This window comes from Croceicoccus naphthovorans, from assembly GCF_001028705.1.
GTDB lineage: Bacteria > Pseudomonadota > Alphaproteobacteria > Sphingomonadales > Sphingomonadaceae > Croceicoccus > Croceicoccus naphthovorans.
Genome location: NZ_CP011770.1, coordinates 1,958,597 through 1,979,346, shown reverse-complemented (window position 1 = coordinate 1,979,346; position 20,750 = coordinate 1,958,597). Strand labels below are relative to the sequence as shown.

21 protein-coding genes are annotated in these 20,750 nt (G+C 63.8%); 8 read left to right on the top strand and 13 right to left on the bottom strand.

What is annotated here, in order from left to right:
* Positions 1 to 4: 4 nt before the first annotated feature.
* Positions 5 to 313, bottom strand: a complete 309-nt coding sequence (locus AB433_RS20840; protein WP_169749340.1) for a PilZ domain-containing protein — start codon at positions 311 to 313, stop codon at positions 5 to 7.
* A 169-nt stretch (positions 314 to 482) separates the two neighbouring features.
* On the opposite strand from AB433_RS20840, the gene AB433_RS09935 reads away from it, so the two are divergent.
* The 6 genes from AB433_RS09935 (at position 483) to AB433_RS09910 (ending at position 5,209) form a co-directional block, all read left to right on the top strand.
* On the top strand, positions 483 to 992 hold the full coding sequence (locus AB433_RS09935) for a hypothetical protein (RefSeq protein WP_053059102.1): 510 nt from the start codon (positions 483 to 485) through the stop codon (positions 990 to 992).
* Positions 982 to 1,827 (top strand): cytochrome b/b6 domain-containing protein, encoded by an 846-nt coding sequence (locus AB433_RS09930; protein WP_047820889.1) that lies wholly within the window; start codon positions 982 to 984, stop codon positions 1,825 to 1,827. The genes AB433_RS09935 and AB433_RS09930 overlap by 11 nt, the downstream gene beginning before the upstream one ends.
* Positions 1,824 to 2,591: a molybdopterin-dependent oxidoreductase gene (locus tag AB433_RS09925; RefSeq protein ID WP_047820888.1), complete on the top strand. Its 768-nt coding sequence runs from the start codon at positions 1,824 to 1,826 to the stop codon at positions 2,589 to 2,591. Before AB433_RS09930 ends, AB433_RS09925 begins: the two co-directional genes overlap by 4 nt.
* Positions 2,592 to 3,257: 666 nt before the next feature.
* On the top strand, positions 3,258 to 3,689 hold the full coding sequence (gene rplK / locus AB433_RS09920) for a 50S ribosomal protein L11 (RefSeq protein WP_047820887.1): 432 nt from the start codon (positions 3,258 to 3,260) through the stop codon (positions 3,687 to 3,689).
* Between the two features lie 4 nt (positions 3,690 to 3,693).
* Positions 3,694 to 4,392 carry a 50S ribosomal protein L1 gene (rplA, locus tag AB433_RS09915; protein ID WP_047820886.1) on the top strand — a complete coding sequence of 233 codons (699 nt, stop codon included), beginning with the start codon at positions 3,694 to 3,696 and terminating at the stop codon, positions 4,390 to 4,392.
* Positions 4,393 to 4,402: 10 nt separating this feature from the next.
* Positions 4,403 to 5,209 (top strand): hypothetical protein, encoded by an 807-nt coding sequence (locus tag AB433_RS09910; RefSeq protein WP_047820885.1) that lies wholly within the window; start codon positions 4,403 to 4,405, stop codon positions 5,207 to 5,209.
* Here AB433_RS09910 and AB433_RS21265 read toward each other — a convergent pair.
* The 4 genes from AB433_RS21265 to rimO all read right to left on the bottom strand — a co-directional run bounded on the left by AB433_RS21265 (position 5,206) and on the right by rimO (position 8,349).
* The gene (locus AB433_RS21265; RefSeq protein ID WP_245626723.1) at positions 5,206 to 5,598 is read right to left on the bottom strand and encodes a PilZ domain-containing protein; all 393 of its coding nucleotides are present in this window, start codon (positions 5,596 to 5,598) and stop codon (positions 5,206 to 5,208) included. The two genes, AB433_RS09910 and AB433_RS21265, sit on opposite strands and share 4 nt — an antisense overlap.
* A complete protein-coding gene (locus tag AB433_RS21260) occupies positions 5,598 to 6,068 on the bottom strand; it encodes a PilZ domain-containing protein (protein ID WP_047820883.1) in 471 nt (156 codons plus the stop codon). The genes AB433_RS21265 and AB433_RS21260 overlap by 1 nt, the downstream gene beginning before the upstream one ends.
* Before the next feature lie 117 nt (positions 6,069 to 6,185).
* Complete coding sequence (locus AB433_RS09895; protein WP_047823807.1) at positions 6,186 to 6,944, bottom strand: competence/damage-inducible protein A; 759 nt, start codon at positions 6,942 to 6,944, stop codon at positions 6,186 to 6,188.
* Positions 6,945 to 6,966: 22 nt separating this feature from the next.
* The gene (gene rimO, locus AB433_RS09890; protein WP_047820882.1) at positions 6,967 to 8,349 is read right to left on the bottom strand and encodes a 30S ribosomal protein S12 methylthiotransferase RimO; all 1,383 of its coding nucleotides are present in this window, start codon (positions 8,347 to 8,349) and stop codon (positions 6,967 to 6,969) included.
* A gap of 152 nt (positions 8,350 to 8,501) precedes the next feature.
* Here rimO and AB433_RS09885 point away from each other — a divergent pair, with 152 nt between their 5' ends.
* Complete coding sequence (locus AB433_RS09885) at positions 8,502 to 8,900, top strand: DUF1761 domain-containing protein (protein ID WP_047820881.1); 399 nt, start codon at positions 8,502 to 8,504, stop codon at positions 8,898 to 8,900.
* Here the strand turns inward: AB433_RS09885 and AB433_RS09880 are convergent.
* The 3 genes from AB433_RS09880 to serS are packed head-to-tail and all read right to left on the bottom strand — an operon-like array spanning position 8,897 to position 12,001.
* Positions 8,897 to 9,949, bottom strand: coding sequence for a potassium channel family protein (locus tag AB433_RS09880; RefSeq protein ID WP_047820880.1), 1,053 nt, complete (start codon positions 9,947 to 9,949; stop codon positions 8,897 to 8,899). The two genes, AB433_RS09885 and AB433_RS09880, sit on opposite strands and share 4 nt — an antisense overlap.
* Before the next feature lie 4 nt (positions 9,950 to 9,953).
* Positions 9,954 to 10,727: a 5'/3'-nucleotidase SurE gene (surE, locus tag AB433_RS09875; protein WP_047820879.1), complete on the bottom strand. Its 774-nt coding sequence runs from the start codon at positions 10,725 to 10,727 to the stop codon at positions 9,954 to 9,956.
* Entirely contained in the window at positions 10,727 to 12,001 is a 1,275-nt protein-coding gene (gene serS, locus AB433_RS09870) for a serine--tRNA ligase (RefSeq protein WP_047820878.1), read from the bottom strand. The genes surE and serS overlap by 1 nt, the downstream gene beginning before the upstream one ends.
* 151 nt (positions 12,002 to 12,152) lie before the next feature.
* Here serS and AB433_RS09865 point away from each other — a divergent pair, with 151 nt between their 5' ends.
* Positions 12,153 to 13,430 carry a sulfotransferase family protein gene (locus tag AB433_RS09865; protein ID WP_053059101.1) on the top strand — a complete coding sequence of 426 codons (1,278 nt, stop codon included), beginning with the start codon at positions 12,153 to 12,155 and terminating at the stop codon, positions 13,428 to 13,430.
* On the opposite strand, the gene ligD is transcribed toward AB433_RS09865, so the two are convergent.
* The 5 genes from ligD to AB433_RS09840 are packed head-to-tail and all read right to left on the bottom strand — an operon-like array spanning position 13,427 to position 20,748.
* Positions 13,427 to 15,958 carry a DNA ligase D gene (ligD, locus tag AB433_RS09860; protein WP_047820877.1) on the bottom strand — a complete coding sequence of 844 codons (2,532 nt, stop codon included), beginning with the start codon at positions 15,956 to 15,958 and terminating at the stop codon, positions 13,427 to 13,429. The two genes, AB433_RS09865 and ligD, sit on opposite strands and share 4 nt — an antisense overlap.
* A complete protein-coding gene (locus AB433_RS09855) occupies positions 15,955 to 16,455 on the bottom strand; it encodes an MgtC/SapB family protein (RefSeq protein ID WP_047820876.1) in 501 nt (166 codons plus the stop codon). Before AB433_RS09855 ends, ligD begins: the two co-directional genes overlap by 4 nt.
* A gap of 4 nt (positions 16,456 to 16,459) precedes the next feature.
* Complete coding sequence (ku, locus tag AB433_RS09850) at positions 16,460 to 17,308, bottom strand: non-homologous end joining protein Ku (protein WP_047820875.1); 849 nt, start codon at positions 17,306 to 17,308, stop codon at positions 16,460 to 16,462.
* Between the two features lie 39 nt (positions 17,309 to 17,347).
* Positions 17,348 to 18,262 (bottom strand): transglutaminase family protein, encoded by a 915-nt coding sequence (locus AB433_RS09845; protein WP_047820874.1) that lies wholly within the window; start codon positions 18,260 to 18,262, stop codon positions 17,348 to 17,350.
* Positions 18,259 to 20,748 (bottom strand): circularly permuted type 2 ATP-grasp protein, encoded by a 2,490-nt coding sequence (locus AB433_RS09840; protein ID WP_156170775.1) that lies wholly within the window; start codon positions 20,746 to 20,748, stop codon positions 18,259 to 18,261. Before AB433_RS09840 ends, AB433_RS09845 begins: the two co-directional genes overlap by 4 nt.
* Positions 20,749 to 20,750: the final 2 nt, after the last annotated feature.

Genomic DNA, 20,750 nt, shown 5'->3' with positions numbered 1-20,750 from the left:
GCGGTTAGTGCCGTGTCAGGGGCCCGCGAGCATGAACGTGGCGCAGGTAGTCGACCAGTTGCCGCTCCATCGGGCGGGTGAACGCCACGCCGAAATAGGTGCCGTATTGCCAGCGCACATAGGCCGAAACCGGCGCCATGTTGCCGATGGCCAGCGACAGGCCCGTACCCGGCTTGAGATAGCCGACCCCCGCACGCATCCGGCATCCGGTCTCGGAGAGGTCGATGACCGAAGTCTCAACCTCTTCGCCGTCGTCCAGCCTGTATTCCGCCGGAATGGCGACGGGGCTGCGGGGATCGGTACGGTACGTCATGAACCGTGGTTTTACCGATTCGCCCGTTAAGAAGTTCTGCACATTGCCCCAACGCAATGTTCGCAATTCTCCGCCGAAATTGCACAACATTGGCATCGAACCGGGCCTTGCGGGGGCAACGGCTCTGGGGCAATCTACGCCGCGTTGCTGCCTTGGGGAGGCTTTGACGATGAAGACCGTTTCCGTTGCGCTGCTGCCGTTGCTGGCCGCCGCGATCATGTCCTGCACCGCCAAAACCGAAACCGAAACCGAAGCCGTCGCCACGCCAGAGCCGAGCGAATCGGCGGCACCGTCCGCTGAAGCCGCACCCGACGAAAACTACGTCCCGGCAGAGCAAGTCGCCGACATCCCGATAGAGCGTGTCGGATTCGAGGATGGCAACAACGCGACCACGATCGAAGGTTCGATCACCGGATACGCGACCATCGACTATGTCTTTCGCGCCAGCGAGGGCGACCCGCTCAACATTTCGATGGCCACGCAGCACACGGCGACCTATTTCAACCTGATCGAACCCGGCGAAACAGACGTCGCCGTGTTCAACGGCTCTATGGGCGAGAACATGTTCGAAGGGACCGCGGCCAAGTCCGGCGATTATCGCGTGCGCGTCTACATGATGCGCAGCGCCGCGCGGCGCGAGGAAACCGCCGATTACAGACTGGAAATCATTGTCGGCTGACCATACCGATCCGCCGCCCAAGGTCGTCAAACGGCATCGCCTGTCGACGCGGGCATGGCACTGGCTGAACGTGGTGGCGGTATTCACCCTGCTGATGAGCGGGCTGACCATATTCAACGCGCATCCCCGCCTTTATTGGGGGCAATACGGGGCCAATCCCGATGCGCCGTGGCTGCATATCGGGGCGACGCGCGGGGGAGAGGGGTTCCTGCGCGTCGGCGGTATCGAGATCGAGACGACCGGCGTGCTGGGCGTTTGGGAAAAGGATGGGCAGACCCGGTCGCGCGCGTTCCCACACTGGGCGACGCTGCCCGCGAATTACAGCCTTGCCGCCGGGCGCAAGTATCACTTTCTGGGCGCGTGGCTGCTGATCGTGGGGGGCGTGCTGTACCTGATCTGGTCGCTGCTCAACCGGCATGTCTGGCGCGATCTTCTGCCGAAACGGGGCGAGTTGTCGCCGCCCCACTTGTGGCAGGACGTGAAGGACCATGCGCGCCTGCGCCTGCCGCGCGGAGAGGCGGCGGCGCGGTATAACGTCTTGCAGAAACTGGCCTATCTTCTGGTGCTGTTCGTTCTGCTGCCCGCGATGGTCTTGACGGGATTGGGCATGAGCCCGACGATGAACGCGTCGTGGGGCTGGATACTCGACCTGTTCGGCGGGCGGCAATCGGCGCGGTCTGTCCACTTTATCGCGGGGCTAGGCATCGTGCTGTTCATCGTCGTCCACCTGATCATGGTGGTGATCGCGGGGCCGGTGAACGAGGTTCGCTCGATGATCACGGGCCGCTTCCGCCTGCCGGCCGAACGCAAGGCACCAGCGGAGGAGGCGGCATGACGATGGATCGGCGCAAGCTGCTGGCCGGGCTTCGCGGCGGGGTGGTTCTGGGCGCGGGGATCGCACTGGGCGGGTGCCAGAAAATTCTGGAAACCGGCCCGGTTGACGAGGTGGCGAGTTCGCTGGACCTGTTCACCCGCGATGCGCAGCGGCTGGTAACGAGGCCGACCGCGCTGGCCCGCGAGTATGCACCGCACGAGCGCAGCCCCGATTTCCGCGCCAACGGATCGCGCACCGTCGATACGCCCGAATATCGTCAGCATCTGGCACGCGGTTTCGCGGATTGGCGGCTGACCATCGGCGGACTGGTGGCAAAACCGATGAGCCTGTCACTGGCCGCGCTGCAACGCCTGCCCGCGCGCACGCAAATCACGCGGCACGACTGCGTAGAGGGGTGGAGCGCGATCGGCGAATGGACCGGCACGCCGCTGGGCCTTTTGCTCGACATGGCGCAGATCCGGGGCGGGGCGCGCTACATCCTGTTCCGCTGTGCCGACAGCTTTGGCGACACGCCTTATTACGAGAGCATCGACCTGATCGAGGCATTCCACCCGCAGACGATCCTGGCCTGGCGCATGAACGGCGAACCGCTCCCCGAACGCCACGGCGCGCCGCTACGCCTGCGGGTAGAGCGGCAACTGGGGTACAAGCACGCGAAATACGTGACCGGGATCGAGGCCATCGCCGATTACCGCCAGATCGCGGGCGGCAAGGGTGGTTTTTGGGAAGACCGCGCGGGATACCAGTGGTGGGCCGGGATTTAGGGCGGCGCTGTCCTACACCGGTGGCGGCTGGCATGGTGGGCCCCGCTCTTTCGCATCGTCAGTCTGTCTGATCGACCGGTTCGATTAGTTCCCGGCTATTGATAGAGGGGATTTTTCAAACCCGTGTCAACTTTGTCAACTTCCAGCCAAACCCACCTTTCTGTGCAGCATTGAATCGGGGCACCGCAGGTCACTCCCGCAAGGCCGAACGGCCGCCCGAGCTTATGCGAGGAAGCCAAGCGGGCCGGATGGCCCGCGCCCGTCGCTTGAGGGATCAAATAGCAATCATTCCCGGGGCACCGGAGGTGACTCCCGCAAGGCCGAACGGCCGCCCGAGCTTATGCGAGGAAGCCAAGCCGGGCGGACGCCCGGCGCCCGGCGTTTGAGGGTCCAAAGCAAAAATAAGGCCCCACTCACCACCGTCTCACGGGCCACAAGGCCCGCACCGCAACCTGCGGCACCACCAAGCCAGCCGCGTTCCACACCGTCGCCCCAAGAACCCCCACCCGCAAACCCTTGCAAATCCGCGCAACCCCGCTATACGCGCGCCTTCGCTTGCCCTCGGGCGGGCGTACCCGTGTGGGAGGCGGCCATTGGCCGCTGTTCGACCACTTATCATGAGGGCGCTTCGAGAAGGACCGCCCGACAGTGTGAAAGGAGGCCATCATGGCCAAGAAGATCGAGGGCTATATCAAGCTCCAGGTGCCTGCGGGCGCTGCCAATCCGTCGCCGCCGATCGGCCCTGCGCTGGGTCAGCGCGGCGTCAACATCATGGAATTCTGCAAGGCGTTCAACGCCGCGACGCAGGACCTTGAAAAGTCCATGCCGATCCCGACGACCATCACGGTCTATGCGGATCGCAGCTTTACCTTCACGACGAAGTCGCCGCCGGCATCGTTCCTGCTGAAGAAGGCAGCCAAGCTGAAGTCGGGTTCGAAAGAGCCGGGCAAGGTTTCGGCCGGAACCATCAAGCGCAGCGACGTCGCCGCCATCGCCGAACAGAAGATGGCCGACCTGAACGCGAACGATATCGAGCAGGCCACCAAGATCATCGAGGGCAGCGCGCGCTCGATGGGCCTCGAAGTGGTGGAGGGCTGATCACATGGCAAAGCTGACCAAGAAGCAGAAGTCGCTGGCCGAAAAGCTGGACGCTGAAAAGCTGTACGGCGTAAACGAAGCGATCCAGACGCTGCGCGACCTGAAGAGCGCGAAGTTCGACGAAACCGTCGAAGTCGCGATGAACCTTGGCGTCGATCCGCGTCACGCAGACCAGATGGTCCGCGGCATGGTCTCGCTCCCCTCGGGCACCGGCAAGGACGTTCGCGTCGCCGTGTTCGCGCGCGGCGACAACGCCGAAAAGGCGCTGGCCGCCGGTGCCGACAAGGTCGGTGCCGAAGACCTGATGGAAGACATGCAGAACGGCAACCTCGATTATGACCGCGTGATCGCCACGCCGGACATGATGGGCGTCGTCGGCCGCCTTGGTAAGGTGCTGGGCCCCAAGGGCCTGATGCCGAACCCGAAGCTGGGCACCGTCACCCCCAACGTGGAACAGGCCATCAAGGACGCCAAGGGCGGCCAGGTCGAATTCCGCGTCGAAAAGCTGGGCATCATCCACTCCGGCATCGGCAAGCTGTCGTTCTCTGACGACGCGCTGAAGGCGAACTTCGATGCGTTCGTCGATGCGATCGTCAAGGCGAAGCCGTCCGGCGCCAAGGGCAAGTACGTGAAGAAGATCACGGTCACGTCCTCGATGGGTCCGGGCCTCAAGATCGACACGGCGGAAGTCGCAGGCGTCTGATCGCCCCGGCTTGAAGCGAATAGAAAAGGCCGCGAAGGTAAATGCCTTCGCGGCCTTTTTCTTGTCCGGGGTGGATGTGCGTGGATTGATGGGGCGGATTCTGGCGTGCTGGCCGGTGTTGGCGGGGGCCGTATTGGCAGCTTCGCCCGCCGTTGCCTGTATCGTGCCGGAACCGTTCGACCCATCCTATGTCCGGCAGGCCGACGCCGTGTTTGTCGCATCGTTGAGCGGGTATGAGGTCATCCGTGCCGATCCGCCGCAAGTGCCTGCCAACTACGGCCTGATCACGGTTACCGTGGTGGACAACATCAAGGGCAAGTCGCCGCTGCGCCTGCAACTGGTGTGGGGCAATTCGACGTTCGGTGCTCCGGAACAATTGTCGCCGGACTTGCGCCGGATGATCGTCGCTACGGTCGCCAGCGAAGGGGGGCATACGCCGGGCCGAGCGCAGTCTGCCTTTGCCTCGCGCGATTTGCCGGAGGCGACAGTGCTGCAAGAGTCCTGCTCGGCGCCGTTCCTGTTGCCCTATGCCAGCAGTACGCAGGCCGCCGTTGAGGCGGTTCTGGCGGGTAGACCTGTGCCTGATGACGCCGACTGGTTCAATGCCGAGCGCCGCCAGGAACTGGCACGGCGAGAGATCGATCGCGGGCGGTTGGAGCAGCTGGCGCGCCTCGATCGAGAGAACAAGGCGCTGCGAGAGGAGGTTGCCGCGAAGGAGGCGGAAATGGAACGCCGCAACTTTGCGATGGCCATAGGCGCGGCCCTGTTGTTGGTCGTGGGAACCGCGTTCTTCTGGTGGCGGCGCTTCGCTCGCTAGCGGGCCGGATCGGTCGAGACGACCATCTCTATGGCATCCGCATCGACGCGCAGTTTGACGACCGAAAAACCGCTCAATTTCGCGGCTTCGAACAAGTCCATGAATCTGGCGAGCTGATCCTTAGGCAGTTCGGGCAGAGCGGCCGGCGTTGCTGGTTCCGCCACTGGCTCATTTTCGGCCAACGCCGCTTCTTCGATCTCGGGCACAACGTGCAGGCCGATCTGGCTATCTTCGGCCCAGCGCACTTCGCCGCGTGCGATGCGGTGATCGGCGAAGACCAGCTCCAATATCGCCCCGACCGCGGGTAATGTTCCTTCGTGCGAGAGCCGCATTCCGGAGGTTGATACATCGACAAGGCGCACTTCGGTTGCCTGCTGGACCGCATCGATCAGTATCGCAGGTTCGTTGCTGGCGGTGCGTTTGTCGATCCTGCGGTCGGCATCCGGTTCGATGTCGCTGTGAAGGGGAACAACGTTGTCCGGCGTTCCGGATCCTCGACCGCGCTTTTCTCGGGAGTGAAGCTGTTGTGCAGTCCCATGATCTCGGCGCGATAGGCGCTTTGCATCTGCACGCGGGCTTGGGTGGTGAGGAGGTCGTAGACCTGCTCGCTCAACGGTTGTTCGAACGCCAGTCCCGCTTCCCGCCCCAGCCGCAGCCAACAGACTTGCGCCACAATCGGCCCGACGTTGCCGATGCGCAGCGAGATGCGCTCTCCGCGCGACAGCGAGCGCGGGATGTCGATCAGGCGACACCCTTCGCGCGTCAGATCGGCAAACGTCACCGTCTGCGCCAGTCCTACACCCCGGCGAAAGCTGCCGCGCGCCGAAACCGAGATGCGTTCCGCCAGCCGCGAATCCATGATCGAACCCCCCAAAATTCGAGGGTTGATCTAAGTTAACACGATTAATGAGTGGTAAGTACCGGTCTAAGATCGATCGCCAGGGGCGTGACAATGACCGTTATCGCCGAACGCGTGTCAGATCCCGCCTGGCGTGAAGTCATACCCCATCTCGCCAAGCCCTTCGCAAAGGCTGTCGATGCAGCTCTTCACGGTGTCTGCATTGGTCGATCGAACGACAAAGTTCGCGCCCACCCGACCTTCGCGAAAGAAGGGATAGGACCCGATCTGCGACCCGTCGTGCGCACGCTCCACCTCCATCAGCAGACCCGCAATTTCGCTTTCGGGCACCCATGCACCGACAGTGTCGGAAATCAGCTGTGCACCGCCTTGCAACTGTCCCGTCAGTGCATCCAGCATGCCAGCGGTAATGTGCGGTACGCCCGCCATCAGGAACACGTTATCCATGCGAATGCCCGGCGCGCCGGAATAGCGGTTCGGAATCAGGTCTGCCCCCTCTGGGACGCGGGCCATGCGCAACCGCCCTTCATTCACGCCGCCCTTGTCGGCGTAGTAATCCTCGAGAATTCGCCGCGCTTCCGGATGGACTATGACCGCTACGCCCAGCGCCTTGGCCACTGCGTCGACGGTGATATCGTCGTGCGTCGGGCCGATGCCGCCGGTGGTGAACAGGTAATCGTTCCGAGCGCGCAGCGCGTTCACGCCTTCGACAATAGCGTCCACATCGTCGGCGATGACGCGCACTTCCTTCAGCCGGATGCCTTGCACGCCCAGCCACTTGGCGATTTGCGCGATGTTCTTGTCATGCGTGCGGCCAGAGAGAATCTCGTCGCCGATGACGATCAGGGCGGCCGTCCAGATGCGTGAATCGTTCATTGCCGAATGCATTAGCGCGGTGTCAGCCCGCGATAAAGCCGAACAGGTCGTGCGCGTCGGCTTCCTCTATAGTCGCGGTCGCGAAATCGCCTTGTGCCAGCGTGGCGGGAACGTTGCGCAGGAAGACGTTGCCGTCGATCTCCGGCGCGTCGGCCTGGCTGCGTGCGGTGGCACCGATGTCGCCGTCTTCGTCGGGTTCGCCAACCTCGTCGATGATGACGGGGATCTGGCGTCCTACCTTGGCGGCCAGCTTGGCGGCGCTGATCCGCTCGGTCACTTCCATCAGCCGGGCGTAGCGTTCTTCCTTCACCGCCTCGGGCACCGGATTGGGCAGGGCATTCGCCTGAGCGCCTTCTACGGGTTCGAACCGGAATCCGCCGACGCGGTCGAGCTGCGCTTCTTCCAGCCAGTCTAGCAGGTACTTGAAATCGTCCTCGGTCTCTCCGGGGAATCCGACCACGAAGCTGGACCGCACCGCGATGTCGGGGCAGATGTCGCGCCAAGCCTTCAGGCGGTCGAGCACTTGTGCCTCGTTCGCCGGACGCTTCATCGCGCGCAGGACCGATGGGCTGGCATGCTGGAAAGGGATGTCGAGATAGGGCGTGATCAGCCCTTCCGCCATAAGCGGAATCACCGCGTCGACATGCGGATAGGGATAGACGTAGTGCAACCGGACCCACGGCGGGACGCCTTCTGAGGTGCGCAATCCGCCCAGTTCGCGGGCAAGGTCGGTCATGTGGGTGCGGACCGCTTGTCCCTTCCACTGGCGTTCTTCGTGCCGGACATCGACGCCATAGGCCGACGTATCCTGCGAGATGACCAGCAGTTCTTTCGTCCCCGCCGCGACCAGCTTTTCCGCTTCGCGCAGCACGGCATCGATCCGGCGGCTTGCCAGCTTTCCGCGCAAGTCCGGAATGATGCAGAACGCGCAGGAGTGATTGCAGCCCTCTGAAATCTTCAGATAGCTGTAGTGGCGCGGGGTCAGCTTGATGTCGGGCTGAGGCACCAGGTCCACGTACGGCCCCCGCTCCGCCGGTGCGGCTTCGTGGACCGCATCGACGACCTGCTCGTACTGGTGCGCGCCGGTCACGGCGAGAACGTCGGGGAAGCGCGCACGGATCAGCTCCGCCTCGTTCCCCATGCAGCCGGTCACGATCACGCGGCCGTTTTCGGCGATAGCCTCGCCGATCGCCTCAAGGCTCTCTTCCTTCGCGGAATCGAGGAAGCCGCAGGTGTTCACCAGCACGACGTCGGCGCCTTCGTAATCCGGGCTCATCGCATAGCCATCGGCGCGCAGCTTGGTCAGGATGCGTTCGGAATCGACAAGCGCCTTGGGACAGCCAAGGCTGACCATGCCCACTTTGGGGGCGGGGGCGATTCTGGTCTGTTCGGTAATCTCGCTCATTACGGCCCCGGCCCTACACGCGGCGGGCCGTGCGCGCCAGCCGTTCCGTTGCAGGGCGGGGGGCCTTAAATTCTGAATGGTTCGCGTGTACGACGCATTGGCAGGGGTATCCTTGTCCGCCAAGACTGGCGGACGAACTGACGGGAGGACCGATGGGACCGGTCGACTGGGTTGGCGTAATTCTGGCCGCGTTCGCGGCGATGGCGGTGGCTGCCGGTTGGTATCGCGTGTTCGGCAAACCGCTGGCGATGCTGGCCGGGCCGGGCGGATTGGAAGTGCGGCGCAAGCCTTTGCGGACGATCGTCGGCACGTTCATGCTGGTGCTGGTCAGCGCCGCAATGCTGGGCCACATGTTCGCGCGATTGTCGGATCCGTCGAAATGGTGGCTTTATCCGATGATGAGCGGCGGGATCGCGCTGTTCTTCGTGATCCCTGCGCTCTGGACGAATTACCTGCACCAACGCAATCCGCGCGCCATCGCGCTGATCGACGCGGGGTTCTGGCTCTTCGCCTATCTGGCGATGGGGTTGGTCTTTTTGATCCGCAGCTAGATGATGCCGGGACCGCATTCGGGCGTTGGGCGGATCACGACGATCATGTCGCCCTTTTCGATCCGCTGCCCCTCAGGCTCCCAGTATCCGAACGCCTCGCCATTGCGATAGAGGCGCAGGCCCATGCTGCCCGAACCCAGTTCGCGAAGGCCCTTGCCGATGTCTTCTGGCCGTGCCTCACGCTCCAGCAACTGTACCCGGCCGGTGACAGAGGCGAGGTCGGCCAGATAGTCGGCGGTATGCATCCCGCTGGCGCTGCCCGCCAGCAAAAGCCCGGTGAAGCGCACGGGGTTGATGACGTTGGTCGCCCCGGCCTGGCGAGCCAGCAACTCGTTATCCGGTGCGCGCACGACGACGGTGATCGGCACATCGGGTGCAAGGTGGCGTACGGTCAGCACGATCAGGATCGAACTGTCATCGCGGCCTGCAGATACCAGCACGGTCGACGCCTCATTGATCCGAACGTCCTGCAACGATTCGTCACGCGTTGCGTCGGCGTTGATGACGTTGCAGCCCATTTCTTCGGCAAGCGACAGGCGATCCTCGCTTGTGTCCATCACCACGATGCAGTCGGCGTCGGTGCCGCGCGCGATCAGTTCGGCAACGGCCTCCGACCCCGAAACGCCGAAGCCGAGAACGACGACATGGTTGGTCAGGCGGTCCTGAATGCGGGCCATGCGGAATTTCTCCCAGCTTCTCTTGATGACGAAATTGTAGGCGGTGCCGACGAAAATGAAGAGTACCGCGAAACGGATCGGCGTGACGATCACCGCCTCCACCAGTCGCGCGCGGTCCGAAACGGGGGCGATGTCGCCAAACCCGGTCGTGGTGATCGAGATCATCGTGAAATAGACGACGTCGAGGAAACTGACATGCCCGTCGAGATTGTCGACCAGTCCCGATCGATCCCACCAGTGGATGAACACAACAAGAAATACGAGGGCCAGCGCTGCGCCCAGCCTGATGAACAGGTCTGCCCAGACCGGCAGGCTGAGCCTCCGCCGGAGGGTGCGGTGGCGCTGAAGCCGAAGTGCCTTGCGCCGCGCCATCCGATCAGACCTGCGCCTGTCCGAAACGTTCCGCCAGCAATTCCAGCGAGGGATAGTGCGTCAGGTCGAGTTGCAACGGCGTAACCGCGATGTAACCGTCCTGCGTAATCTCAAGGTCAGTCTCGTGCCCCGGCGTATGCTCTGCCGGTTCGAGTCCGAACCAGAAATAGGGATAGCCGCGCGGGTCCATCCCCTCGACCACGGTACCGCGACCATAGTCATGGAAGCCCTGCCGCACGACGCGCACGCCCTTGACCGCATCGGCCGCGACGGCGGGGAAGTTCACGTTGACCAGCGTGCGTGGTGCGAAAGGCATCTCGAGCAGCGGGCGCAGCACTTTCGCGCCCCATTGCTCTGCCGCGTCGAAAGACACATTTTCCCCGGCGCCTTCGCGGTCGTAAATCTGGCTGAGCGCGATGGATCGCACCCCGGCCAGCGCACCCTCCATCGCGGCGGAAACGGTGCCCGAATAGGTCACGTCATCCCCCTGATTGGCCCCGCGATTGACGCCTGACAGAATCAGGTCGGGCGGTTCGGGCATCGCCTTTTTCAGCGCCATCGTCACCGAATCGGTCGGCGTGCCGGTGACGGAAAAGCGCCGGTCGTCGTGGCGGCGCAGACGAACCGGGCGAGTCAGCGTCAACGAGTGACCCGCGCCCGACTGTTCCTCGCTCGGCGCGCAGATCCAGATGTCGTCGGTCAATTGCCGGGCGATCGCCTCGAGCACCTTTAGCCCGCGCGCGTGGATACCGTCGTCGTTGGTCAGAAGAATGCGCATCAGGCGGGCTCCAGCTTGTCGATCCCGCCCATGTAGGGGACGAGTGCGGACGGCAATGTGACCGATCCGTCGGCGTTCTGCCCGTTTTCCAGCACCGCGACCAGCGTGCGGCCCACGGCAAGGCCGCTGCCGTTGAGGGTGTGCACGAACTCGGTCTTTTTGGACCCTTCGGGCTTGAAACGGGCGTTCATGCGCCGCGCCTGGAAATCGCCGCAGTTCGAGATCGAGCTGATCTCGCGATAGGTGTTCTGGCCGGGCAGCCAGACTTCAAGATCATAGGTTTTCCGCGCGGAAAAGCTCATGTCGCCGGTGCAGAGCAAGACCTTGCGATAGGGCAGATCCAGCGCCTGAAGCACAGCTTCTGCCGCTGTACACATAGCTTCGTGCATCGCCTCCGACTGGTCGGGTGCGGTGATGGCGACCAGTTCCACCTTGTCGAACTGGTGCTGACGGATCAGGCCGCGCGTATCCTTGCCCGCCGCCCCGGCTTCGGACCGGAAACAGGGAGTGAGGGCGGTCAGCTTCATCGGCAGCGCTTGCGGGTCGAGGATCTGCTCGCGCACCGCGTTGGTCAGGCTGACTTCGGCCGTGGGGATGAGCCACTTATCGTCGGTGGTGCGGAAGAGGTCCTCGGCAAACTTGGGCAACTGTCCGGTGCCGAACAGCGCATCGTCCTTCACAAGCAGTGGCGGAACGCATTCAACGAAACCCGCCGCCGTCTGCATATCCAGCATCATCGCGCCCAGCGCCCGGTTCAGCCGCGCCATCTGGCCGCGCATGAATACGAACCGCGCCCCGCTGATCTCCGCTGCCGTTTCGAAATCGAGGCCCAGAGCGGGTGCGAAATCGGCATGTTCCTGCGGCTCGAAATCGAACTCTCGCGGCGTACCCCAGCGACTGACCTCGACATTGTCGTTCTCGTCCGCGCCCTGTGGCACATCGTCTGCGGGCAGGTTGGGCAGGGCGGCCAGCGCATCGGCCTGCTTCGCCGACAGCGCCTTCTCCTCGGCCTCAAGCGAGGGCAGCGTTTCCTTCAGCCCAGCGACTTCGGCCTTCAGCGCCTCTGCCGTTGCGGTATCGCCCTGACCCATGGCCTTGCCGATGGCTTTCGAGGCTTCGTTCCGGCGGGTCTGCCCTTCCTGCATCCGGGTCTGAACCGCACGCCGCTCCTCGTCCAGGGCGAGGATTGCATCGGCGGCAGGTGAGGCTCCGCGTTTGGCCAGCGCGGCGTCGAAGGCATCGGGGTCGGAACGGACGAGGCGAATGTCGTGCATGGCTGCGCGCTATGGCGCGGGCGCTGCCTTCCTGTCCAGAGAAGATACAGCCGGGAACCGCATCGACGCCGAGGGGTAGACTTTTCAGCGCCGATTGCGCCACTGGGGCCGTCCCCCACGCAATCGGTCCAAACAATACAGGGACAGCCCCTTGGAAGAAGACATCATCAAGCCGCCTCGTCGCACGCCGTTCATCGGCGCGGCGAACCGTTATTTCGCCGTGCTGCAAGCGGCGGGCCTGATGAAAAGAGCGACGTTCGACCGCGAAACCCTGATGCAGAAATGCACCGAGGAAACGGGGCTGGACGATTTCGGCGACCCGTGGTTTCACCGGCCATACGACGCGCTGGTCGATGCCATTCGGGAAGAGGCGCGCCTGAACCGCGCGGGCGATTTCGTCGCGCAAATGCAGTTCGAAAAAGTGCTGAAAGACCGCTTGCTGGCGCAAGACTGGTTCCGGCGGCATCCCGAAATTCTTGAGCGCGCCCTGCCGCGCCCGGTGATCGTGGTCGGTCCGATGCGGTCCGGCACGACGCGGATGCACCGCTTGCTTGCCGCCGACCATCGCTTTCAGAACCTGCGCAGCTTCGAAACAATCAGCCCCGTGCCGCCCCGCGATTTCGAGCCGGGGGATGAGCATGATCAGCGGCTGGTAGATGCACGCAAAATTCAGCGCATGGCGCGGCTGGCCAACCCGCGCACCCTGTCGATCCACCCGACGGGGCCGGATCAGCCGGAGGAAGAGCTGGGCCTGCTGGTCAACAGTTTCTGGGGCATGAAGCACGAGGCGCAATGGGCGATCCCGTCCTATGGTCGATGGTGTGAGCAAGAGGATTCGCGCCCGGCCTATCGCCAACTGGCGCGGCTATTGAAGCTGGTCAGTTGGTCGCAACAGAAGTCCAGCCTGAAGCCGTGGATCCTGAAGACCCCGCAATATATGCTGGATCTTGATGCGGTGATCGACACGTTCCCCGATGCGCGATTTATCTTCACGCACCGCGATCCCAAGGCGGTTGTGGGCAGCGCCGCCTCGCTCGCGTGGAACCAGACGATCATCTATTCCGATCATGCCGATGCCCATGCCGTTGGCCGCGAATGGCTGCACAAGACCGAGCAGCAGATCGCCCGCATGCGCCGCGCGCGCGACAGGATCGACAGCAAGCGCCGGATCGACGTGCATTTTGAGGAGATGGACCGGGACTGGCCCGGCGTAATGACGCGAATCTACCAGTTCCTTGGCATGGAGATCGAGCCGGCGCTGCCCGGCATGGAAGACTTCATGGCCCGCAGCCGCGCGCTGAAGCGCAAGCCGCACCGCTATAGCCTCGCCGAATTCGGACTGGACGAAGGCGACGTGCTGGAACGCCTGTCGGATTACGTCGAAACTTACGGCGTGCGAGTGGAACAGCGCGAGCGGCGCACCGCCTAAACGTCGGGCAGGCGCTGCGCCGCCATGCCCCAGCCGTGCAGCGCCTTCGATCGCGCGCGTTTCAGCAGTTTGTCTGCATCATCGATGCTGAACGGGTGGGCATTGTCCGTATCGCGTAATTCATTCCACGCGACCGGTACCGCGACGGGCGCGCCGGGTCGAGCGCGGGCGGAGTAGGGCGCCACGGCGGTACTGCCGCGCTGGTTGCGGAGCCAGTCGATGAAGATTTTGCCCTTGCGCTTGGCCTTGCTCATCGTTGCCGTAAAGCGGTCCGGTTCGGCCATGGACAGCGCCTCGGCAAAACGGCGGGCGAAGTCCTTGTGCGCGTCCCACGAATGGTCGGGTTCCAACGGGACAATGACGTGCACGCCTTTGCCGCCCGAGAGCATGGCAAAACTGACAAGGCCCAGATCGGCCAATCGGTCGCGGATGTCGCGGGCGGCTTTTTTCACTGCGTCGAAGTTGAGCCCCTCGTCAGGGTCGAGATCGAAGATCATGCGATCGGGCGCTTCGACATCGTCGCTGCGCGCGGCCCAGCCGTGAAACTCGATCGTGCCCATCTGCACACAGGCGAGCAGTCCGGCGGTGTCCTCGATGTAGAGGTAGTCTTCCGTTCCGCCGTCCTTTTCTCGGATCGGCACGTGGTGAACGTGCGGGCCGAACGATCCGCTGTCGTGTTTCTGGAAGAAGCATTTCTTCGCGCGCCCTTGCGGACAGCGGACAAGGCTGACCGGACGTTGCGCGGCGAAGGGCAGCATCAGGGGTGCGATGGCCGTGTAGTAGTCGGCCAGTTGCCCCTTTGTCTGGCCAATGTCGGGGAAGATAATACGGTCACGGCTGGAGATTTCGACGGCGTCTTCTTTGGGCGCCGCGCTAGCCTGCTCGGGTTTCACTGCATTCGCATCCTTGTCGCTACGCAGGCCGAGGAAGCTGGCGTGGCGCAAATTCCCGTCGGCAGTGAACTCGGCGAATGCGATTTCCGCGACCAGTTTCGGCGTCAGCCACGTGACCCCGCGCGCGCTGGCCTTGTCGACTTCGGCGGGCGGTGTCTTGCGCTCGATCCGCGCCATTTTCGCGGCGAGATCGTCCATCGCGTCGGCGCTAAACCCCGTGCCGACATTGCCCTTGTAAACCAGCGCATCGCCCTCGCTCTGTGCCAGCAGCAGCGAGGCGAAAGGACGGCCCTTGGCGCTGGATTTCTTCCAGCCGATCAGGACGAATTCCTGCCGCCGGGTGCATTTCACTTTCACCCAGTTCTTCGTCCGCGATGACCGATAGGGCGCGTCGATCCGCTTTGCGATGATGCCTTCCTGACCGGCTTTACACATCGTGTCGTAAAGCTTTTCGCCAGCACCGATGACGTGATCGGCCACGAGGATCGGTGGCTCAGCGTGGGCCAGCAGGGCCTCCAGCCTTTCCTTGCGTTCGATATTGGGGCGCGCAGTTATGTCCTCGCCGTCAATCTCCAGCAGGTCGAAACAATGCAGGCCTAGCTTATCGCCAACGCCTTGCGATCCGTGTCCGCGCTTTAGCACGGCCTGCAGAGTGGAAAAGTCGGGGTTGCCGCCCCTGTCGTAAGCGACGATCTCGCCATCGATGAGGCAGGGCGGCAGGTCCAGCGCGGCCAGTGCGTCTACCAGCGGCCCGAACTTGTCGGTCCAGTCCTTGCCGCTGCGAGTCCAGACGGTAACCTTGTTACCTGCCGCCGCAATCATCGCGCGATACCCGTCGAACTTGATCTCGTGCATCCAGCCGTTCCCGGCGGGCACCGCATCGACCAGCGTGGCAAGCTGCGGCTTGCGGAATTTCGGCTGGCCAGCCGCCCTGCGCTTGCGGGGCTTCGCCTTGGCTTCGTTGCGGTCGGCGGCTTTGGCCATCTGCGCCGCGAAGTCCGCGTCTTTCTTTCCCGCCAGCGAGTACCTGCCCTGCTTGTCGGCCGCGATCTCCGCCATTGATCGCCCCGTCAGCACGCTGGTCAATTCGTGCTGGATCAGGGGATCGCCGTCTTCGGCATGATCGTCCCGTATCTTGCGCAGCAGCCAGTTCTCGCGTTTCTCGCCCTTGCGCGGTTTCAAGCGGATTAGCAGCCATTCGCCTTTCATTCGCTCGCCATTCAGCGTGAAGTGCAGGTGGCCATCGTCGATGTCGCGCCACGACTTGCCAGCGATCGGAGCCCAGGTGCCCTTGTCCCACAGCATCACCGTGCCGCCACCGTATTCGCCCTTGGCGATCACGCCTTCGAACTCGGCGTAGGACATCGGGTGATCCTCGGTTCGCACAGCCAACCGTTTGATATCGGGATCGGGCGAGGGGCCCTTGGTGACGGCCCAGCTTTTCAGGACGCCGTCCGCCTCCAGCCGCAAGTCCCAGTGAAGCCGTGTGGCGTCGTGCTTCTGCACGATAAAGCGTCCGCCCTCTGCACCTTCCCGCGCCCTGCCGCGCTTGCCTGCCGGTTCGGCCGTTTTCGCAAAATTGCGCCGGGCGTTGTATTCGGCCAGCGGGTCAGGGGCAGACCTGGTTTTCGTCACGGCTCGCTCTTGCCCGATTTCTCGCCGTCCTCGTCCAGCACGCGATCCTCGCCCATGAACTTTTCGACGAAGCGAAGCACCGTCACCATCACGACAGAAATCACGAACCCGATCGCGACCAGCGGCCATTGTCCCGCTCCGCACGCGATGCCGATAACCGCCGCCAGCCACAGGTGTGCCGCCGTCGTGATATTGTGCAGCTGACCTTTGGAAAAGACGATCAGTCCCGCGCCCACGATTCCGATGAACGCGCCCACGGCTTCGAACAGGCGCAGCGGGTCCATCTGCGCTGGGCCCAGTTGCAGGTACAGCGCGATGATGGAAATCGTTGTCGCGGCGGCGGAAAAGCAGACCAACCCGTGCGTGCGCATCCCGGCGGCATGGCCGCGCAATTCGCGATCCAGCCCCAGCAACAGGCCCAGCACGGCGGCAATCGACAGGCGCAGCAGGACCTGAAAATCAAGCCAGTGCAGTGCGGTAGCGTCGTTCAATTCCATTGCGTTACGCCCGCTTACGGCTGGCGGCCTTGCGCGTCGGGGCTTTTTTTGCAGCCGGTTTGTCGCCATCGACCGATTTCTTGAGGGCCGCCATCAGGTCGATAACATTCGAACCCGATGCGTCGCCCGGATCGTCGACATCTTCCAGTATTTTCTTGCCGCTCTTCGACTTCGCCTTCTTGTCGATCAGCTTTTTCAAAGCATCGGAATAGCGATCATGAAACTCGCTGGCGTCAAAAGGCGCGCTGCGCTGGTCGATCAGCGCGGTGGCCAGGTCCAGCAGTTCCTTCTTCGGCTTGCTTGTCCCGATCTCGGAAAAGAACGCCTGCCCCTGCCGCACCTCGTCTGCATAGCGCAGCGTTTCCATCAGCAGCCCCTTGCCGCAGGGCTTTATCGCGACCAGCGTTTCGCGACCGCGCACGGAAAGCTGGCCAATGCCGACCTTCTTCGCCTTTCGAAGCGCTTCCCGCAGCACGACGAAGGCCTCTTCGGCCAGATCGTCTGCGGGCGCGACGTAATAGGGTTTTTCAAAATAGAGAGGGTCGATCTCGCAAGCCTCGACGAACTGGACCAGTTCGAGCGTCTTCTTGCTCTCGATCTTCACCGCCTCGATCTCTTCGTCTTCCAGCAGGACGTAGTTGCCCTTTGAGACTTCGTAACCGCGAATGATCTCGTCGCGGTCCACCGGGCCGATACCGGGCACGACCTTCTCGTAACTGATCCGCTTGCCGCTGGGTTCGTGAATCTGGTTGAAGCTGATCTTCGCTCCCGATTTCGTCGCCGAATAGGCTTCGACCGGGATGGATACGAGGGCGAGGCGGATCTGGCCCTGCCAATAGGCGCGCGCGGCCATGTGTGGTGACTCCTTGTCTTTACGCGGAGTCGAACGGTCTTACGCGATACCGGGTTCCTGCGTGGCCGCCTCATCGATCGGCGCGACATCGACCGAATAGCGCATCGTCTGCACCGCAGAGCCGGTGAACACCCCATCGACCGGCGCGACATCGGCATAGTCGCGACCCATCGCGACGACGACGTGGTTCTCGCGCGCAAGGCAATCGTTTGTTGGGTCCAACCCGATCCAACCGACATGCGGCCCGCACCAAACGGCGGCCCAAGCATGCATGGCATCGGCCCCGACCAGCCGGTCCATCCCCGGCGGCGGCTGCGTGCGCAGGTATCCGCTGATGTAGCTGGCCGGAATGCCGTGGCCGCGCAGGGCGACGATCATGACGTGGGCGAAATCCTGACAGACGCCCGACTTGGCGGCGAAAGCCTCGGCGGGACTGGTGCCGCTGTCGGTTGCGTGCGGATCGTAGGTGAACTGCTCGTGGATCGCGCTGCACAAGGCCTGCGCGGCTTCGAGAATGGATCGGTCATCGCTAAGCAGCGGCGCCGCCCAGTCAGCGATGTCGGCGTCGGGCGCGGCAATGCGCGATCCGTAGAGGTATGGCGCGGGCGACAGTGGCGAGAGATCGGGTGCAAGCAGGGCGGCATCGCGAACTTCGCCGACGGTCGGCGTGGAGGCGGGAAGGGGCGGGGGTGTTACCGCGACAATCATCACGCTCTCGACCGTTACCTCGGTCACATTGCCGGTGAAGCCGATGGTCGTAACGTTGACCACGTAAGGTCCGAACGTATCGCGCCGCTCGGTCGGCACCGGGGTGATGCAAAAGTCGTGCTCGATCAGATCCTGCCCCGGCCACAGCACCGGCATCAGCCGCAGATTCAGGCGCGCATCGGCAACGCCGCTGCCGTAGCCCAGGCTCGATTCGTGCCGAATGCGATATCGCGTTTCGCCGTTCATCCCAGCAGCGGAGCCTTGCCGTCGTCCTCTGGCGGGGCGACTTGCAGGAAATAGCGTTCGGAAATCGCCTCCGAAATGCCGCGCAGGCGGGAGAGCAGGTCGTCCAATCTGTCGGGATCGAGGCTGTCGGCCTCCAGCCCCTCCAACTGTGCGACCAGTTGCCGTGCGGCGATCAAGGCAGGCTCTGTCATGCCGTCTTCGCGCATAGGGGGCAAGGCGGAGAGATGTTCGGCAATGCGGTCGGCCTGAAAGGCAAGGCTGCCGGGCTGAGCCGGATCGAGCAGGACGATATCGAGCACCGGCGCGATGAACGGCATGGCGAGATAGCGGCTGCGATAGGCGGCCTGCCCCTCGACCAGATCGAGCAGGGCGGCAAGGTCTTCGGCGCTGGCCTTCCCGGGTACCATCGCCATCGCCGATTGCAGGATCATGTTCGCCCGCTCTACCGCCGTGCCCATTTGCAGAAAGTGCCACGCCGGGCCGCGACCCATCGTGTCGGCCATCATCTGCGTCTGCGCGGCATAGCGTTCGATCAGGATGTCGCACGCGGCGCTCAGCGATTCCGCGTCCTGACCGCAAGTCGGCACAGGACGGTTGAGAATGCGCCACGCATCGTGGCTCAAACGGTCGCGCAAGAGCAGCGACACCTTGCGTCCCGATATGGCCAGCGACGCGACCGAACCGGGTAGCGAAGCATCGTTCAACGCCGGCTCTGCCAATTCCAGCGGCCCGCGCTGCTCCTCGCTGACGCTCGCCGCGCCCAGCCGGTCGAGCAGGCCGGAAATCCGGCGTACCGGGCTGGAAATACCCTCCAGCTTCGGGTCTATGGCCGCGACATTGCCGGAATCGAGCAGCACCCTGATCAGGCGCGCTGTCTGGTTCGCCCGCTCTGAATAGCGGCCAAGCCAGAACAGGTTGTCGGCGGCCTGACTGGGCAACAACCCCTGTTGTCGCCGCACCGCCGGGGGTTGCATCGGCGGCGGAGTTGCGGTGCGCTGGGCATGGGCGGGATCGACGATGCAGAGGTCGGCGGAAAGGTCGTTCTCACCCATCAGCGCGGTGCGCAATTCATTGTCTGCCGAAATACGCGCGAACCCGCCGGGAAGGACTTGCCACATCCCGTCCGCATCGCGGGCAAGGAAGGCGCGCAGGGTGAAACCGCGCGGTTCGATGCGATTGCCGACGACCGTCGGCGTGGTGGAAATATCGACAATCTCTTGCCCGACATAGTCCATCGGGCGGCGCTCTATCGCGTTCAATAGCGTTTCGCACTCATCGTCGGTCAGGTTCGCGACGACCTTGCTACGACCGTCGGGCAGGCCGGCGACAGGCAAGCGGAACGCGGGGCCGATGACGAGATTGGCAAAATTCTGCCGGACATGCGCCCGCTCTGTCGGTTGTCCGCACCACCAGGTTGCCGCGTTGGGCAGGGCGAGGGGCTGGTCGAACAGCGTCTTGCACAACGCGGGCAGGAAGGCGGACATCACCCGCGCCTCGACCACGCCAGCCCCGGGCCAGTTGGCCATGACCAGCCCTCCGGTCGCGCAGGCGTTGAGCAGGTTCGGGACGCCGATCTCCGACCGGGCATCGAAAGCCAGCGGGTCGATATCGCGCGTGTTGATCCAGCGCCACAGTGCATCGATCCGCTTCAAACCGGCGATGGTGCGGACGTAGATTTTGCCTTCCCGCTCTACCAGATCGCGGCCCTCTACCAGCGAAAAGCCGAGGTGGCGGGCAAGGTGCGCCTGTTCAGGATAGGACTGCGTGAACCGCCCCGGCGTCAGCAATGCGATGCGCGGATCGGCGCGCTGGCAGGTCGCGGCGATGCCGTCGCGGATCGTGTTGTAGAAATCGAGCAACCGCCGCGCATTCATCTCGCCCAAGAGCGGTCCGGTCGTGCGCAGCAGCGCCAGCCGGTTTTCGCGCACATAGCCGATGCCGATGGGCAGGCGCACGCGGTCCGCCAGCACGCGCCACTCTCCGGTCGGCCCACGCGCAAGATCGATGGCGCAAACCTTCAGGTGCCGCCCGCCGGTCGGCGGCAATCCCACCATACGCCGCGCGAAATCGGCGCTGCCGGAAATAGCTGCGGCAGGCAGGTGGCTGTCGGTAATCAGCTTTTGCGGGCCATAGATGTCGGCAACTACCGCCTCCAGCAGATCGGCGCGTTGGATCAGTCCGTTGGACAGCGTCTGCCATTCCTCCGCCCCGATCACCACGGGGAGGGGGGAGAGCGGCCATGCCCGTTCCTCGACATCGCCGGTCAGGCGGAAGGCGAGGCCCAGATCCTGCACATGCCGGTCGACCCAGCCCTGCACTTCGCCAAGCCCGCCGGGAAGCGCGGCAATACCCGCCGCAAACGCCTGCCACGCTTTGGCAATATCCGGCGGGGAAGAGGCGAACAGGTCCGCGCCCGGATTGTCGGGCGTGTACCATGCCAGCGGGTCCATCGCCGGGTCGGGTCCGAAAAGGTCTTGCGTGGCCATCT